Origin of the sequence: Pseudomonas sp. Irchel s3h14, from assembly GCF_900187425.1 — a bacterium.
Classification (GTDB): Bacteria; Pseudomonadota; Gammaproteobacteria; order Pseudomonadales; family Pseudomonadaceae; genus Aquipseudomonas.
Genome location: NZ_FYDJ01000002.1, coordinates 292,939 through 311,292 on the forward strand (window position 1 = coordinate 292,939; position 18,354 = coordinate 311,292).

At 59.8% G+C, this 18,354-nt stretch carries 9 protein-coding genes and 2 pseudogenes; 6 read left to right on the forward strand and 5 right to left on the reverse strand.

What is annotated here, in order from left to right:
• Positions 1–162 precede the first annotated feature (162 nt).
• Positions 163–1,647: a sodium/proline symporter PutP gene (putP, locus tag CKW16_RS04945; protein ID WP_095127462.1), complete on the reverse strand. Its 1,485-nt coding sequence runs from the start codon at positions 1,645–1,647 to the stop codon at positions 163–165.
• A 461-nt stretch (positions 1,648–2,108) separates the two neighbouring features.
• Here putP and putA point away from each other — a divergent pair, with 461 nt between their 5' ends.
• Positions 2,109–6,062, forward strand: a complete 3,954-nt coding sequence (gene putA / locus CKW16_RS04950) for a trifunctional transcriptional regulator/proline dehydrogenase/L-glutamate gamma-semialdehyde dehydrogenase (protein ID WP_095127463.1) — start codon at positions 2,109–2,111, stop codon at positions 6,060–6,062.
• Positions 6,063–6,323: 261 nt separating this feature from the next.
• Positions 6,324–8,126: an acyl-CoA dehydrogenase gene (locus tag CKW16_RS04955; RefSeq protein ID WP_095127464.1), complete on the forward strand. Its 1,803-nt coding sequence runs from the start codon at positions 6,324–6,326 to the stop codon at positions 8,124–8,126.
• 118 nt (positions 8,127–8,244) lie between these two features.
• Here the strand turns inward: CKW16_RS04955 and CKW16_RS32800 are convergent, their stop codons facing one another.
• The 4 genes and pseudogenes from CKW16_RS32800 to CKW16_RS04970 form a co-directional block, all read right to left on the reverse strand.
• Entirely contained in the window at positions 8,245–9,090 is an 846-nt protein-coding gene (locus CKW16_RS32800; RefSeq protein WP_371918010.1) for a methyl-accepting chemotaxis protein, read from the reverse strand.
• Between the two features lie 21 nt (positions 9,091–9,111).
• Positions 9,112–10,179 (reverse strand): annotated as a pseudogene (locus CKW16_RS32805) (cache domain-containing protein); the annotation flags it as partial.
• 100 nt (positions 10,180–10,279) lie between these two features.
• Entirely contained in the window at positions 10,280–10,582 is a 303-nt protein-coding gene (locus tag CKW16_RS04965) for a cell division protein ZapA (RefSeq protein ID WP_008149648.1), read from the reverse strand.
• Positions 10,579–10,809 (reverse strand): hypothetical protein, encoded by a 231-nt coding sequence (locus CKW16_RS04970; protein ID WP_095127466.1) that lies wholly within the window; start codon positions 10,807–10,809, stop codon positions 10,579–10,581. Before CKW16_RS04970 ends, CKW16_RS04965 begins: the two co-directional genes overlap by 4 nt.
• Before the next feature lie 290 nt (positions 10,810–11,099).
• Between CKW16_RS04970 and CKW16_RS32810 the strand changes: the two are divergent.
• The 4 genes and pseudogenes from CKW16_RS32810 to mscK form a co-directional block, all read left to right on the forward strand.
• Positions 11,100–11,855: pseudogene (locus CKW16_RS32810) on the forward strand (MCP four helix bundle domain-containing protein); the annotation flags it as partial.
• The gene (locus CKW16_RS32815; RefSeq protein ID WP_371918011.1) at positions 11,847–12,710 is read left to right on the forward strand and encodes a methyl-accepting chemotaxis protein; all 864 of its coding nucleotides are present in this window, start codon (positions 11,847–11,849) and stop codon (positions 12,708–12,710) included. The pseudogene CKW16_RS32810 and the gene CKW16_RS32815, both read left to right, overlap by 9 nt.
• A 225-nt stretch (positions 12,711–12,935) precedes the next feature.
• Entirely contained in the window at positions 12,936–14,678 is a 1,743-nt protein-coding gene (locus CKW16_RS04980; RefSeq protein ID WP_095127467.1) for a potassium/proton antiporter, read from the forward strand.
• 298 nt (positions 14,679–14,976) lie between these two features.
• Complete coding sequence (gene mscK / locus CKW16_RS04985; RefSeq protein ID WP_095127468.1) at positions 14,977–18,327, forward strand: mechanosensitive channel MscK; 3,351 nt, start codon at positions 14,977–14,979, stop codon at positions 18,325–18,327.
• The last annotated feature ends 27 nt before the right edge of the window (positions 18,328–18,354 follow it).

Here is an 18,354-nt window from a genome sequence, read left to right on the forward strand (position 1 = left end):
TCAACATTAATGCCGAATGACCCACCGCATTCGCGAGCAAGCCCGCTCCCACATTAGAACTTCGATACCACAAGATCTGCGCCATAAAAAAACGGCCCGCCTCCAAATGGAAGCAGGCCGTTTTCATGTTCGGCGAAAGGTCAGAGCATCAGCTCATTCCCATCACTTGTTCAGGCGGAAATCTGCCTCGGCAGCGGCGAAGCGCTGAAGCATGCCTTTAGTAGGCTCGCCCAGTTTGCTGACGATGTAGATCGCCAGGCTGGCGAAGATGAAACCAGGGATGATTTCGTACAGGCCCAGCAGTTCGAAGTGTTTCCAGACGATCACGGTGATTGCGCCGACCAGGATGCCGGCCAGTGCGCCGTCGCGGGTCATGTCTTTCCAGATCACGGAGATCAGGACAACCGGACCGAACGCAGCGCCGAAACCGGCCCAAGCGTAGCTGACCAGACCCAATACGCGGTTTTCCGGGTTAGCGGCCAATGCGATAGCAATCAGGGCAACCAGCAAAACCATGGCACGACCGACCCAGACCAGTTCTACCTGGGAGGCGGTTTTACGCAGGAAGGTTTTGTAGAAGTCTTCGGTCAGGGCGCTCGAGCACACCAGCAATTGGCAGCTCAGGGTACTCATGACGGCAGCCAGAATGGCCGACAGCAGTATGCCAGCAACCCATGGGTTGAACAGGATTTTGGCCAGTTCGATGAACACACGTTCGTGGTTATCAGAAACCGGCATTGCCACGGCAGGGTTTGCCGAGAAGTAGGCAATACCGAAGAAGCCTACAGCCACGGTGCCGCCCAGGCACAGGATCATCCAGGTCATGGAGATGCGGCGAGCGTTAGCGATCGACTTGACCGAATCCGCCGCCATGAAACGCGCCAGGATGTGCGGCTGGCCGAAGTAGCCCAGGCCCCAGCCCAACAACGAGATGATGCCGATGAAGGTGGTGTTTTTCAGCATGTCGAAGTTGCTTGGGTCTTGCGCTTCGATGGCCAGGAACGTGGTGTCGATGCCGCCAGTGGCCAGCAGCACGATGATCGGCGTCAGCAACAGGGCGAAGATCATCAACGTAGCTTGTACGGTGTCAGTCCAGCTCACTGCCAGGAAACCACCGACGAAGGTGTAGGCAATCGTCGCCGCAGCACCGGCCCACAGCGCCGTCTCGTAGGACATGCCGAAGGTGCTTTCAAACAGACGGGCGCCGGCCACGATGCCGGATGCGCAGTAGATGGTGAAGAACACCAGGATCACGACCGCGGAGATGATCCGCAGAAGGCCGCTTTTGTCTTCGAAACGGCTGGAGAAGTAATCCGGCAGGGTCAGCGCATCGCCGTTGTGCTCGGTCTGCACGCGCAGACGGCCGGCGACGAACAGCCAGTTCAGGTAAGCACCGACGATCAGGCCGATGGCGATCCAGCTTTCGGACAGACCGGACATGTAGATAGCGCCCGGCAGGCCCATCAACAACCAGCCGCTCATGTCGGAGGCGCCGGCGGACAATGCAGTCACGACGCTGCCCAGGCTGCGACCGCCCAGAATGTAATCAGAAAGGTTGTTGGTGGAGCGATAGGCCATGAAGCCGATCAACACCATTGCTGCGATGTAGATCACGAATGTGATCAAGGTTGGATTGCTTACGCTCATTAAGTGTCGCCCTGGCATTGTTTTTATGTAGCGGCGGCTGGTGAACCGCTCGCAAACGATTACGTTTGACAGACGATTCGGGATCCCGCGCATTTATGACTGATGTTTCCCCAGGAAAGCCATCAGCCGGCGCACCTGTCTTTTTGACCGGTTGCACCTTGGGCGCGAATGCTATTCAACAAAGCAAATAAGGTGCAACCAGTTTCGTGAGAATAAGTTGCACCTAGTCGGATTTATCTGAAAAACACCTGTTTTTGCTCCCTTTTAGGGCAGTTCCATCGGTTTGCTAGAAGTAAAAGCACCAAGCAGGAGCGGTACGTTCGTACCGGAATTTAATTCCTGACGAGCTGCGTATTATTCCGACAAAAAAAGGGTTGCACCCGGTTGCACCTCGACGGTTGCACAGCTAATCTTGCCGCCAGCTGATGCCACGCGGTCGTGGCAAACATGAGGATAAAAATATGGCTACCACCACCCTTGGGGTCAAACTTGACGACCCGACCCGCGAGCGCCTCAAGGCTGCCGCGACTTCGATTGATCGCACGCCGCACTGGCTGATCAAGCAGGCAATTTTCAATTACCTGGAAAAACTCGAGGGTGGTGCAACCCTGACCGAGCTGAGCGGTTTGAACGGCAAGGAAGTTGACGAAACGGGCGAGATCCACGTCGATCACGCGCATCAGTGCTTCCTGGAATTCGCCGAAAGCATCCTGCCGCAATCGGTTCTGCGCGCTTCGATCACCGCTGCTTACCGTCGCCCTGAGCCGGAAGTGGTGCCGATGCTGATCGAGCAAGCTCGCCTGCCGCTCGCCATGGCTGAAGCCACCAACAAGCTCGCCGCCTCGATTGCCGAAAAACTGCGCAATCAGAAGAGCGCCGGCGGCCGCGCCGGGATTGTTCAGGGCCTGTTGCAGGAATTTTCCCTGTCCTCCCAGGAAGGCGTGGCACTGATGTGCCTGGCCGAAGCGCTGCTGCGCATCCCGGACAAAGGCACGCGTGACGCACTGATTCGCGACAAAATCAGCACCGGCAACTGGCACCCGCACCTGGGCAACAGCCCGTCGCTGTTCGTCAACGCCGCCACCTGGGGCTTGCTGCTGACCGGCAAACTGGTCGCCACCCACAACGAAGCCGGCCTGACTTCGTCCTTGAGCCGCATCATCGGCAAGAGTGGCGAGCCGATGATCCGCAAGGGCGTCGACATGGCCATGCGCCTGATGGGCGAGCAGTTCGTGACCGGCGAAACCATCGCCGAAGCCCTGGCCAACGCCAGCAAGTTCGAAGCCAAAGGTTTCCGCTATTCCTACGACATGCTGGGTGAAGCCGCACTCACCGAGCACGACGCCCAGAAGTACCTGGCCTCGTACGAACAAGCCATCCACTCGATCGGCAAAGCGTCCCACGGTCGTGGGATTTATGAAGGCCCGGGCATTTCGATCAAGCTCTCGGCACTGCACCCGCGTTATAGCCGTGCGCAGTACGAGCGTGTGATGGACGAGTTGTACCCGCGCCTGCTGTCGCTGACCCTGCTGGCCAAGCAATACGACATCGGCCTGAACATCGACGCCGAAGAAGCTGACCGCCTCGAGTTGTCGCTGGATCTGCTGGAGCGCCTGTGCTTCGAGCCGCAACTGACTGGCTGGAACGGCATCGGTTTCGTGATCCAGGCTTATCAAAAGCGTTGCCCGTATGTGATCGACTACGTGATCGACCTGGCTCGCCGCAGCCGTCATCGCCTGATGATCCGCCTGGTAAAAGGCGCGTACTGGGACAGCGAAATCAAGCGCGCCCAAGTCGAAGGCCTGGAAGGCTATCCGGTCTACACCCGCAAGGTGTACACCGACGTTTCCTACATCGCCTGCGCCCGCAAACTGCTGTCGGTACCAGAAGTCATCTACCCGCAGTTCGCCACGCACAACGCCCACACCCTGTCGGCCATCTACCACATCGCTGGTCAGAACTATTACCCCGGCCAGTACGAGTTCCAATGCCTGCACGGCATGGGCGAACCGCTGTACGAACAGGTTGTAGGTAAAGTTTCCGAAGGCAAGCTGAACCGTCCGTGCCGCGTGTACGCACCGGTCGGCACTCACGAAACGCTGTTGGCGTACCTGGTACGTCGTCTGCTGGAAAACGGTGCGAACACCTCGTTCGTCAACCGCATCGCCGACCAATCTATTTCGATTCAGGAGCTGGTGGCCGATCCAGTGGCCAGCATCGAGCAGATGGCGACGCTGGAAGGCGGCTTCGGCCTGCCGCACCCGCGTATTCCGCTGCCGCGTGATCTTTATGGCGCCGAGCGCGCCAACTCCAGCGGCATCGACATGGCCAACGAACATCGTCTGGCTTCCCTGTCCTGCGCCCTGCTGGCCACTGCTCACAACCACTGGAAAGCCGCGCCAATGCTCGGTTGCGCCTCCAGCACCGAAACCCCTGCACCGGTTCTGAACCCGTCCGATCTGCGTGACGTGGTCGGCCACGTACAGGAAGCGACCGTCGAAGACGTCGACAACGCGATCCAGTGCGCCCTGAACGCTGCGCCGATCTGGCAGGCCACCCCGCCCGCCGAACGCGCCGCGATTCTGGAACGTGCCGCCGATTTGATGGAAGGCGAGATCCAGCCGCTGATGGGCCTGCTGGCTCGCGAAGCCGGCAAGACCTTCGCCAACGCCATCGCCGAAGTGCGTGAAGCTGTGGACTTCCTGCGTTATTACGCAGTGCAGGCGCGCAACGATTTCACCAACGACGCCCACCGCCCATTGGGCCCGGTGGTCTGCATCAGCCCGTGGAACTTCCCGCTGGCAATCTTCAGCGGCCAAGTCGCTGCGGCACTGGCCGCCGGTAACCCGGTACTGGCCAAGCCTGCAGAACAAACCCCGCTGGTGGCGGCTCAAGCCGTGCGCTTGCTGCTCGAAGCCGGGATTCCGGAAGGCGTGCTGCAATTGCTGCCGGGCCGTGGCGAAACCGTTGGCGCGCGTCTGGTCGGTGACGATCGGGTCAAAGGCGTGATGTTCACCGGTTCCACCGAAGTCGCTCGTTTGCTTCAACGCAACGTCGCGGGTCGTCTGGATGCTCAAGGCCGTCCGATCCCACTGATCGCCGAAACCGGTGGCCAGAACGCGATGATCGTCGACTCTTCGGCACTAACCGAACAAGTTGTGATCGACGTGGTGTCGTCGGCTTTCGACAGTGCTGGTCAACGTTGCTCGGCACTGCGAGTGCTGTGCCTGCAGGAAGATTCCGCTGACCGCGTCATCGAAATGCTTAAAGGTGCCATGGCTGAATGCCGTCTCGGCAATCCAGAGCGCCTGTCCGTAGACATCGGCCCGGTGATCGACGCCGAAGCCAAGGCCGGCATCGAGAAGCACATCCAGGCCATGCGTGACAAAGGTCGCAGCGTGTACCAGGTGGCAATCGCCAATACCGAAGAAGTCAAACGCGGCACCTTCGTGATGCCGACGTTGATCGAACTGGAAAGCTTCGACGAGCTGCAACGTGAGATCTTCGGCCCGGTGCTGCACGTGGTTCGCTACAAGCGCAAAGACATCGATCAGTTGATCGGTCAGATCAATGCTTCCGGCTACGGCCTGACGTTGGGCGTGCACACCCGCATCGACGAGACCATCGCCAAGGTGATCGACAACGTCAACGCCGGTAACGTCTACGTGAACCGCAACATCGTGGGTGCTGTTGTCGGCGTGCAGCCGTTCGGTGGCGAAGGCCTGTCGGGCACCGGTCCGAAGGCCGGTGGTCCGTTGTACCTGTACCGTCTGCTGTCGACGCGTCCTACCGATGCGATCGAACAATCCTTCGCTCGCGGTGACGCCATCGCAGCACCGGACGTTCGTCTGCGTGATGCCATGAGCAAACCGCTGAAGGCTCTGCAAGCCTGGGCTGACAGCAACAAGTTTGCCGACCTGAACACCCTGTGCGTGCAGTTCGCGGCGCAATCGCAAAGCGGGATCACCCGTGTTCTGGCGGGCCCGACCGGCGAGCGCAACAGCTACGCCATCCTGCCGCGCGAACACGTGCTGTGCCTGGCGGAAGTCGAAGGTGATCTGCTGACGCAACTGGCGGCGGTATTGGCCGTCGGCGGTTCGGCGGTATGGCCGGAAGCTGAATTGACCAAGGCGTTGTTCGCACGTCTGTCGAAGGAAGTTCAGGCGAAGATCAAGCTGGTTTCCGACTGGAGCAAGGACGAAGTGCTGTTTGATGCGGTTCTGCATCACGGCCATTCCGATCAGCTGCGTGCGGTCTGCCAGCAAGTGGCCAAGCGTGCCGGTGCGATTGTTGGGGTTCATGGCTTGTCGCAAGGCGAAACCAACATTGCGTTGGAGCGCCTGGTGATCGAGCGGGCGTTGAGCGTTAACACTGCTGCTGCGGGTGGTAATGCCAGCCTGATGACTATCGGCTAAACCGCAACAAGACCGGGCGCCTGCAACAGGTGCCTGGTTTGCAAAATCCCCTGTGGGAGCGGGCTTGCTCGCGAAGGCGGTGTAACAGTCAATGTTGATGTCGACTGACACTCCGCCTTCGCGAGCAAGCCCGCTCCCACATTTGTTTTGGGGTGTCTGGTAAGTCGCTGCTCTGATCTACCATCACGCTCATCAATCATCCTGTTCACCCCGCCCTTCCCACGCCTAGACTCGGTCCATTCCAAAAAAAGGTAGGCCGCCATGTCCGAGACGTTGCTCAGTTCCCGCAATCTGGCTTTCGAGCTGTATGAAGTCCTTGATGCCGAGGGCCTGACCCAGCGTGAGCGTTTCGCCGAGCACAACCGCGAGACCTTCGACGCCGCCATCGGCACCGCCCGCAACATCGCCGAGAAGTTCTTCGCTCCGCATAACCGCAAGGGCGACGAGAACGAACCGCGCTATGAGGACGGTCAGGCGATTCTGATTCCGGAAGTGAAACCAGCGGTGGACGCCTTCCTCGAAGCCGGTTTCCTCAACGCCGCACGCAGTTTCGACGCGGGCGGGATGCAACTTCCTACGCTGTTGTCCCAGGCCTGCTTCGCGCATTTTCAGTCGGCCAACGCGGCGTCGACCTCTTATCCGTTCCTGACCATGGGCGCGGCGAACCTGATCGAAAGTTTCGGCACCGAGGAGCAGAAACAGCGCTTCCTGCAACCGATGATCGACGGACGCTTCTTCGGCACCATGGCGCTGACCGAGCCACATGCCGGCTCGTCGCTATCGGATATTCGTACCCGAGCAGAGCCTGCGTCTGACGGCACGTATCGACTCAAGGGCAACAAGATCTTCATCTCCGGCGGTGATCACCCGCTGTCGGAAAACATCGTGCACATGGTGCTGGCGAAATTGCCGGACGCACCGGCAGGGGTGAAGGGTATTTCGCTGTTCATCGCGCCCAAGTTTCTGGTCAACGATGACGGCAGTCTGGGCAAGCGCAACGACGTGCTGCTGGCTGGCTTGTTCCACAAGATGGGCTGGCGCGGCACCACCTCCACCGCGCTGAACTTCGGCGACAACGGCAAGTGTGTCGGCTACCTGGTGGGCAAGCCTCATCATGGCTTGAGCTACATGTTCCAGATGATGAACGAGGCGCGGATCGGCGTCGGCATGGGCGCGGTGATGCTCGGTTACGCCGGTTACCTGTATTCCCTGGAGTACGCCCGCGAGCGTCCGCAAGGTCGCGTGCCGGACAGCAAGGATCCGAACACTGCACCGGTGGCGATCATTCAGCACGCCGACGTCAAACGCATGTTGCTGACCCAGAAAGCGTACGTCGAAGGCTCGTTCGACCTTGGGTTGTACGCGGCACGGTTGTTTGACGACACCACGACGCTTGAGACTGAAGCCGAGCGCAAACAGGCCCACGAACTGCTGGATTTGCTCACGCCGATTGTCAAATCCTGGCCGTCGGAGTTTTGCCTGAAGGCCAACGAACTGGCGATCCAGATTCTCGGCGGCCATGGCTACACCCGCGAATACCCGGTGGAGCAGTATTACCGCGACAACCGTTTGAACCCGATTCATGAAGGGACTCACGGTATTCAATCGCTGGATTTGCTGGGCCGCAAACTGGCGCAGAACGGTGGTGCGGGGCTCAAGCAATTAATCCGTCTGATTGCCGATACCGCCGAGCGCGCTCAAGCGTATGAATCGTTGACCGCGCTGCGTGAGCCGTTGGAGAAATTGGTGGCGCGCCTGCAAACCGTGACCATTGGTTTGCTGACGGATTTGGGGCAAGGCAAGGTTAATAGCAGCCTGGCGAACTCGGCGCTGTACCTGAAAGTGTTTGGGCACACGGTGATTGGCTGGCGCTGGCTGGAACAGGCGATTCGCGCTGAGGAAGGGCTGGCCAAAGGGAATGTGGCGGATGTGAGCTTCTATAGAGGCAAGTTGCAGGCGGCGCGGTATTTTCTGACGTGGGAAGTGCCGGGTTGTCACCATGAATTGGCGATTCTTGAGGCTCGGGATGATGTGTGTCTGACGATGCAGGATGAGTGGTTCTGACACCCGTCACCGATCGTTCCCACGCTCCGCGTGGGAATGCCTCAGGGGACGCTCCGCGTTCCAATGGGACGCGGAGCGTCCCGGGCTACATTCCCACGCGGAGCGTGGGAACGATCAGTCAGGTGAGTTTGAAACTGCCCATCTGCCGCGCCAAATCATCGGCCAACCGCTGTAACGTCTGACAATCCTCACGGCAAGCCCTGACCTCCCCAGCGGTGGCACGGGCCAGATCAGAAATCCCCTGCACGTTCCGGTTAATCTCTTCCGTCACCGCCGACTGCTCTTCCGTCGCCGCCGCCACCTGATGGTTCATGTCGCTGATGCGCTCTACCTGGCCGGTAATCGCCGTCAATGACGCCCCGGTCCGCTGGCTCGACTCGACACCTGTGCCCGTCGCAGCTTGCCCAGTGTGCATCGACGACACCGCGTTCTCCGCGCCTTGCTTGAGGCTACCGATCATCTGCTGAATCTCATCAGTCGACGACTGCGTCCGCCGCGCCAACGTCCGCACTTCATCCGCGACGACCGCAAACCCACGCCCCATGTCCCCGGCCCGCGCCGCTTCGATGGCCGCGTTGAGCGCCAGCAAATTGGTCTGCTCGGAAATGCCGCGAATCACTGCCAGCACCTGATCGATGGACGCCACCTGATGGGCCAACTCGCCCACCGCACTGGCAGCGAGGCCGATTTCATCGGACATGCTTTCAATATGCCGGATCGACCCGCCCACCACTTCCCGCGCCTGCATCGCTTCATCGCGGGCAGTTTGCGAAGCCACCGCTGCGTTGCCGGCGTTCTGGGCGATTTCCTGCACGGTCAGGCCCATTTCGTGGACGGCGGTGGCGACCATGTCGGTCATTTCCTGCTGACGGCCGGAGCGTTCGGCGGTGTTGTCCACCACCCGCGCCACCTGGCCGACTGCCGTGCGTAAACGCTCGCTGGTGGTCAGCACTTCGCCGATCATGTCGCGCTGACTTTCCAGGAACCGATTGAAGCCGCGAGCCAGGTCACCCAGCTCATCGGCGCGACTGGAATCTAACCTGTGGGTCAAATCTCCACCACCGCTACCGATGGCTACCAGTGCTGCTGTTACCTGACGGATCGGCCGCACCAATCCACGGGCCAACCACACCACCAGCATCAGGCAAACCAGCGCCACCGCCAGGCCGATACCGCTGCTCATCCACATCGCGCGGCGGGCTTCGGCGTAGATCTGCGACTGTGGCACTTCGGCCACCAAGGTCCAGCCCAAATCCCGCAACGGCAGGCTCAATGCCAGAAAATCTTCGTCATCGCGCATAAAACTGCTGGTGGCACCTTTTTGCCCCATGACCGCTTGCGCCGCCGAAACGCCAATCTGTTCGGCCAACGTGCGTTTGCCGCTGAACTGCGCTTCGGGGTGAACCTGGATCAAACCGTCGGAACGCACGAGATAGACCTTGCCCCGCTCACCAAAGTTGAAGTTGTGGATCAGCTCCGACAACTCTTTCATGCTCAGGCCAAGCCCGGCAACGCCCACAACTTTACCGGCCTGCTCGACCTTGAAGTCGATGAACAGGGCCAATTCGCCGGTGGCGGTGTCATTGTCGATATTGAGGGTGCGCGGCTGGTTGCTGTCGAGGAAAGTATAGAACCAGGCGTCCTTTGGATTGGAGCGACTGAGGGTCCGGTCCAGGCCTTTTTCAGTGAAGTAATGGTTGGACGCGGTGCCGACAATAATCGCGGTAAAGGCTTTGTGCTCGGAGCGGATGCCTTCCAGATAGGTGACGAAGGCGTTGGTCTGGGCGCTATTTTCGCCCCCGGCCAGCCAGTCGCGCACCATGCTATTGCTGGCGATGTCCTTGGCGGCGGTAAGGGGTTGAACGAGGATTCGCTCGATGTCGTTGCGCATCGCTTCGATGCTCGACGGCAGCGCTTGTTCGACCAGATAGCGCTCGGCGAGACGGTTGACCACGAGGGTATAAATGCCAACCACGATCAGAATACTGACCAGCAGGGCGGTGCCCATGCTCAGGATCAACTGCCATTGAATACTGCGTCGCCAGAACTGCATGGAGCACCCCCAAAGAATAAGAGGCTGAAACGCTGCAACAGCCGTGCCGATTGTATACAACTCAAACGACAATTTATTCTTTGGTTGTGCGCAAAGCCGATCAGGCCTGATTGATCGTCTTGGAGATCACTTCAACCGTGGCGCTGACTTGCTCTTGGTAACGGTCGAGTTCCTGCTTGTGCTGTTTCTGCATTTCGATCTGCTGGGAGCACAGATTCATCGCGGCCAGCACCAGCAAGCGGTCACCGATCAGCGTCGGGTACTTCCGTTTGGTGTCGGCCAGGGCAGCCTTCAGCATTAACGCGGCGTCCAGCAGGGTTTGCTCTTCCCCGGCCGGCGCCTTGATCGAATAGTCCTCCCCCAGGATCGAGACGACTTTTACCCCTGCGGCGCCGTGATTCATGCGCTGACTGGGCCGGCGCTGACGCGCTCAACCAGGGCCTGAATGCGTGCAGTGGTAGCACCTTGTTTCTCTTCCTGTTCCATCAGGCTCAGTTGCAGGCTCTCGTTTTCATCCTTGGCCTGGGCCAGTTCTGCGCTCAGGGTTTGGTTGGTGCCAAGCAGGGTCTGGTTCTGTTGCACCAGGTCGCTGACCAGCTGTTCCAATTGGCTTAGGGATGCTTCCAACATTTTGATTTTCCAAGCATTTTCAAAGGGCGCGTACGATAAAGAAAAGTCACCACGGATGCCAGGGTTATTGGGGCGCAAGGCCTTGATTTTCCTGGCGGGCGACCTTCCTCGCGAACTTTAAAGACTGTGATTGACGGATCTGGTTCCTGCACTTCGTCGCCGGAGTCTTTGTGCGACAAAAACGCGCAGGGCCTCAAGACTTTAGTCGTATGACCGATAAGTCATCCATACGTCAGTCTCAGCGCCGCACGGATGCGCTCATTTCGGTAAACACCATGTCCCTTCGTAATATGAATATCGCGCCACGGGCGTTCCTCGGTTTTGCCCTGATTGGCGGCCTGATGCTGATTCTGGGTGTGTTTGCCTTGAACCAGATGAGCAAGATTCGCGGTGCCGCCGAGGACATCACCTCAAGCAGCGTGCCGAGCATCAAAAGCCTCGACGAGTTCACGCAACTCACCCTGCGCCTGCGGGTGTTGTCCTACCGTTTGCTGGTGAACCGCGAGCCGGACGTCCAACAAAAGACCATGGAACTGCTGGAAACCCGCAATCAGCAGATTCGTGCCGCTCAGGTGACTTACGAAAAACTGATCACCAGCCCGCAGGAACGTTCGGCCTACGACCAGTACGTGCAGCTGCTCGGCCAGTACCGTCAGATCGAAGACCGGATGAAGACCCTGTCGCGCAACAATCAGGTGGATGAGTTGCGCACCCTGCTCAATACCGATCTGCTGACCAACTCCGAAGCGGTGAACACCGTGTTGAACCGTTTGCTGGAGATCAACACTCAGCAGACCCTCGACACCAATCAGCAAGCTGCCGACCAGTACGCCTCGGCCTTCAACCTGGTGATCACCCTGCTAGTGATCGCGACCGGCCTGACCCTGCTCTTTGCCTGGTTGCTGACCAACAGCATCACCAAGCCAATCGCCAATGCCTTGAGCGCTGCCGAAGAAATTGCCGAAGGCAATCTGACCCGCCCGATCACAGTAGACGGTGAGGACGAAGCCGGCCGTTTGCTGCTGGCCATGTCAAAAATGCAGGACAAGCTGCGCGACACCCTGCAACGGATTTCCGGTTCCGCCACGCAACTGGCGTCCGCCGCTGAAGAGCTCAACAGTGTCACTGACGAAAGCGCTCGTGGCCTGACCCAGCAGAACAACGAAATCGAACAAGCCGCCACCGCGGTCAACGAAATGACCAGCGCCGTGGAAGAAGTCGCGCGCAATGCCGTCAGCACGTCCGAAGCCTCGAAAAATGCCACCACCTCCGCCGGTGATGGCCGTGACCTGGTGCAGGAAACCGTCAGCGCCATCGAACGCATGAGCGCCGATGTGCAAAGCACCGCGACCCTGATCGGCGACCTGGCCAACGAGTCCCGTGACATCGGTAAAGTGCTGGACGTGATTCGCGGCCTGGCTGACCAGACCAACCTGCTGGCATTGAACGCGGCGATCGAAGCCGCCCGTGCCGGTGAGGCCGGTCGTGGTTTCGCCGTTGTGGCGGACGAGGTCCGTGCCCTGGCGCATCGCACCCAGCAGTCGACCAGCGAAATCGAACGCATGATCGGCAGCATCCAGACCGGTACCGAGCACGCGGTGAATTCGATGCGCAACAGCACCGAGCGCGCCGAGTCGACGTTGAACATCGCTCGTGGTGCGGGCATGTCGCTGGACACTATTAATAGTGCGATCGTCGAAATCAACGAGCGCAACCTGGTCATCGCCAGCGCTGCCGAAGAGCAGGCACAGGTTGCACGCGAAGTGGATCGCAATCTGGTGAATATTCGTGACCTGTCGGTGCAATCGGCGACCGGTGCTAACCAGACGAGCGCTGCCAGCAATGAGCTGTCGCGCCTGGCGCTGGACCTGAACAACATGGTTGGGCGGTTTAGCCTTTAACCTCACCCATGATCGTTCCCACACTCTGCGTGGGAATGCCTCAACGGACGCTCTGCGTCCGCTCTAGGGACGCGGAGCGTCCTGGGCTGCATTCCCACGCAGAGCGAGGGAACGATCACCGTCAAAAGCTTTTTGACAGCATCACATTTCAACAGGTTAGAATCGCTGGCACGCAGACTGCATGGTCAGTTTGCGCCCGCCTTTCAGCTTTCTGGAGTACTGCCTTTGAATGCGACGACCATCAACAGCCTGTTCTTGATCGGCGCGTTGCTGGTAGGTGCGAGCATTCTGGTGAGCTCACTTTCATCGCGCCTCGGTATCCCGATTCTGGTGATCATCCTCGCGGTGGGCATGTCGGCCGGCGTCGATGGCGCCGGCATTATTTTCGATAACTACCCAACGGCTTATCTGGTCGGCAACCTCGCGCTGGCAGTCATCCTGCTCGACGGCGGCTTGCGCACCCGGGTTTCCAGCTTCCGCGTGGCATTATGGCCGGCGCTGTCGCTGGCGACGGTCGGGGTGTTGATCACCACCGGACTGACCGGCATGGCCGCCGCGTGGCTATTCAACCTGAACCTGATTCAGGGCCTGCTGATCGGCGCTATCGTCGGCTCTACCGATGCCGCGGCGGTGTTCTCGCTGCTCGGTGGCAAAGGCCTGAACGAACGGGTCACCGCCAGCCTCGAGATCGAGTCCGGCAGCAACGATCCGATGGCGGTGTTCCTCACCGTGACCCTGATCGACATGCTCGCCAGCGGCCAGACCGGTCTGCACTGGAGCCTGCTCGGGCACTTTATGCGTGAGTTCGGTATCGGTGCTGTCATCGGCCTGGGCGGCGGCTGGGTCATGCTGCAACTGGTCAACCGTATCCACTTGGCCACCGGCCTGTATCCGATCCTGGTCATTGCTGGCGGACTGGTCGTGTTTGCCCTGACCAACGCCTTGCATGGCAGCGGCTTTTTGGCGGTTTACCTGTGCGGCCTGGTCATCGGCAACCGCCCGGTGCGCAGCCGCCACGGCATTTTGCACATGCTCGATGGCATGGCCTGGCTGGCGCAAATCGGCATGTTCCTGGTGCTGGGGCTGCTGGTAACACCCCACGACTTGTTGCCGATTGCCCTGCCCGCACTGGGTCTGGCGCTGTGGATGATTCTGTTTGCCCGGCCGTTGTCGGTGATCGTCGGCCTGCTGCCGTTCAAGGCGTTCCACGGGCGCGAGAAGGCGTTCATTTCCTGGGTCGGATTACGCGGCGCGGTCCCGATCATTCTGGCGGTGTTCCCACTGATGGCCGGCCTGCCTAACGCCCAGCTCTATTTCAACCTCGCCTTCTTTATCGTGCTGGTGTCGCTGCTGGTGCAGGGTACGAGCCTGCCGTGGGTGGCGAAGCTTTTGAAAGTGACCGTTCCGCCGGAACCGGCACCAATCTCCCGCTCAGCCCTGGAAGTGCACGTCACCAGTGAGTGGGAGCTGTTCGTTTATCGCCTCGGTGCCGAGAAATGGTGCATCGGCTCACCCCTTCGCGAGCTGAAAATGCCCGAAGGCACCCGCATCGCAGCCCTGTTTCGTCGCCAGCAACTGCTCCATCCGTCGGGTAGTACGGTGCTCGAAGTCGACGATTTGCTGTGCGTAATCGGCCATGAACACAACCTTCCAGCCCTCGGAAAACTCTTCAGTCAGGCGCCGCAACGGGGCCTCGATTTGCGCTTCTTCGGCGACTTCGTACTCGAAGGAGACGCCCAACTGGCCGCGGTTGCGGCGCTGTACGGGTTGAAAGTGGAAGGCATCGATCCGGACATGTCGCTCGGCCACTTCATTGCCCAGAAAGTGGGTGGTGCGCCAGTCGTCGGTGACCAGGTGGAGTGGAACAACACCATCTGGACCGTCGCGGTCATGGAAGGGAACAAGATCGGTAAAGTAGGCGTCAGATTCCCCGAAGGAAGTCGCCCCGGTCCGGGCTTGTTCCTCTAAACTAGGGGGCGTGTTGACGTTTAATCACGGTCGCGCCCATCCCCGCAAAGCGCAAGACTAGGCATGAGGAGAGAAGTTTGGTTGCTCCAAATGAACGACGAATAACGACGGATTGCGCTTTGCGGGGCTGGGCCCTGCGGGTTGGAGCTGTGAGCGAGCCGCACTGCGTTGCGGGACTTGGTAAGGAAACAACCCTTACCTTCGTCCCGCGCCTTGCGCAGATCGCTCACAGCTCCAACGCGATCCGTGATTAAACGTCAACACGCCCCCCACTTCGTCTCGTTTTCGATCGGTCTCTATGTCAACCCTGCGCACGTTTATCATCACGGCCCTGCTGGGCTTGAGTCTTTCTGTCGGTACATTGCAAGCGGCCGAACCGCCGTCCAGCGAAGCCGTGCAGGCGAACCTGAACAAGATCGCCGACCGCAAACTGCCGGAAGCCGATCAGAAAGCCCTGCAGAGCATCCTGCAAAGCACGCTGACACAGCTCAACAACCGGCGTGATTACGAGCAGAAACTGGCCGATCTCAAGCAGCAACTGGCCAACGCCCCAAAGCAGAACATCGAGAACCAGCGAGAACTGACCAAGCTCAAAGCCTCCAAAGTGCTGCCAGTACCGCAGCGTTATGCCAAAGAGCCTATTCAGCAACTGGAGCAAATGCTCACCGAGCGCTCCACCCAGCAAAGCGATCTGCAGAAAGCCCTGGCTGAGGCCAACAGTCTGGTGATTACTGCCCAGACCCGCCCCGAGCGCGCACAGGCCGAAATTTCCACCAGCCAGACACGCATCCAGCAGATCAACAACATCCTCAAGGCAGGCAAAGACGCCGGCAAGACCTTGACCCCTGAGCAACGCGACTTGCTCAACGCCGAACTCGCTGCACTGAACGCCCTGATCCCGTTGCGTCGCCAGGAACTGGCCGGCAACAGCCAGTTGCAGGACTTGGGCAACAGCCAACATGATTTGCTCTCGGAAAAATCCGATCGTCTGGATCAGGAAATCCAGGAGCTGCAAACCCTGATCAACCAGAAGCGCCTGGCCCAGTCCCAGGAGACGGTGACGCAGCAGTCCATCGAAGCGCAGAAGTCCGGCAGCAGCACCCTGCTGGCTACCGAGAGCGCGGCCAACCTGAAGCTTTCAGACTACCTGCTCAAAAGTACTGACCGCCTCAACGAAGTCACCCAGCAGAACCTGCAGACCAAGCAGCAGCTGGATAACGTGACCCAGAGTGACTCGGCGCTGGATGAGCAAATCAACGTGCTCAAGGGCAGCCTGCTGCTCTCCAAGATCCTCTACAAACAGAAACAGGCCCTGCCACGTCTCAAGCTCGACCGTGACCTGGCCGACCAGATCGCCGACATTCGCCTCTATCAATTCGAAGTCAGCCAGCAACGGGAACTGCTCAGCAACCCGGCGACCTACGTCGACAACCTGCTGTCGACTCAGCCTCCCGAGCAAGTCACGCCGCAGCTGCGCAAGAGCCTGCTTGAACTGGCCACGACCCGCGCCGACCTGCTGGAGCGGCTGAACCGCGAACTCAGCGCGGTGCTCAACGAATCCATCACGTTGCAACTCAATCAGAAGCAACTGCTCAGCACCGCGCAAAGCCTGCGGGCGACCCTCGATGAGCAGATGTTCTGGATTCCCAGCAACAAACCGCTGGACCCAGAGTGGATACGTGCCGTGCCAGAGCGCCTGGAACGTCAGGTCACCACGCTGCCGTGGGCGTCCAGCCTGAGCGAATTAAGCGACGGCCTGACCCAACGGCCGCTGCTGTTCCTGCCCCTGGCGCTGTTGATCGGTGCCCTGCTGTGGCGACGCAAAAGCCTGTACGCCCGACTGAGCAAGGTTCACCAGGACATCGGCCACTTCAAACGCGACAGCCAGTGGCACACGCCGCAGGCAATCCTGATCAACATTCTGCTGGCGATGCCGGTCTCCCTGGGCCTGGCCTTGTGTGGCCTGGCCTTGCAAATCGACGCCCGCGGACAGAACGCGAACATGGGCGCAGCGCTGCTGCAAATGGCCCAGGCCTGGCTAGTGTTCTACACCGCTTACCGGATCCTTGCGCCGGGCGGCGTGGCCGAACTGCATTTCCGTTGGGAAAAACCTCAGGTCGAATTCCTCCAGGGCTGGGTCCGTCGACTCGGGCTGGTGGTCATGGCGTTGGTCGCGGTGGTGGCAGTCGCCGAGCTGCAACCCGCGACCCTGGCCGAAGACGTACTCGGCATGCCGGTGGTGCTGACCTGCTACGCGTTGATGGCCTGGCTGCTCAGCCGCCTGCTGATCAGCAGCCCGACTCACCAGAACGCTTCGCTGTTCCGCAAGGCCGTGGGGGTCATGTTCACCGTCCTGCCTGTCGCGCTGTTCGTGGCGGTGTGCTTCGGCTACTACTACACCGCGCTGAAGCTCAGTGACCGATTGATCAACACCCTTTACCTGCTGATGTTCTGGCTGGTGATCGAAGCCACCTTCGTGCGCGGCCTCAGCGTTGCGGCACGCCGCCTGGCCTACCAGCGCGCCCTGGCCAAACGCCAGGCCGCGAAGGAGGCCGGCGACGGCGAAGCGGTCATCGAAGAGCCAACCCTGGACATCGAGAAGGTCAATGAACAGTCCCTGCGCCTGATCCGCCTGGCACTGCTCGGCGGTTTCATGGCGGCGCTGTACTGGGTCTGGTCGGACCTGATCTCGGTATTCTCGTACCTGGACAACATCACCCTCTACGAATACACCAGCGGCACCGGCGCCAACATGAGCATGGTGCCGATCAGCATTGGCGACATGCTCGGCGCGCTGATCATCATCGGCATCACCTTCGCCCTCGCGCGTAACTTGCCGGGGTTGCTGGAAGTGTTGGTGCTGTCGAAGCTGAACCTGGCTCAGGGCAGTGCGTACGCCACCACCACCTTGCTGTCCTACGTGATCGCTGGCATCGGTTTCGTCTCGACCCTGTCGACTCTCGGCGTGAGTTGGGACAAGTTGCAATGGCTGGTGGCGGCGCTGTCGGTGGGCCTCGGTTTCGGGATGCAGGAAATCTTCGCCAACTTCATCTCCGGGATCATGATTCTGTTCGAACGTCCGGTACGGATTGGCGACACCATCACCATCGGTAACCTGTCCGGTACGGTGAGCAAGATCCGTATCCGCGCCACGACCATCACCGACTTCGACCGCAAGGACATCATCGTCCCGAACAAAACGTTCATTACAGGACAACTGATCAACTGGTCCCTGACCGACACCATCACCCGAGTGACCCTCAAGCTCGGTGTCGATTACGGCTCGGACCTGGACCTGGTCAAGGAATTGCTGCTCAAGGCCGCGCGCGATAACCCGCGAGTGTTGAAAGACCCGGAACCCCACGTGTACTTCCTGAACTTCGGCGAAAGCACCCTCGACCACGAGCTGCGCATGCATGTGCGTGACCTCGGCGACCGTAACCCGGTGCTCGATGAGGTCAACCGCTTCATCAATCGCGAGTTCAAGAAGCAGCACATCAACATCTCGTTCCGGCAGATGGAGGTTTATCTCAAGAACCTTCATGGCCAGGAATACAAAATGGTACCCATCGAGCCTGAAGCCAAAACCATCGTACCGCTGGTTGACGGCAAATCACCGCTAGAGCCACCACCGGCCAAGCTCGACTAACCGGCTTATCCCTAGCAGAATGCTCGG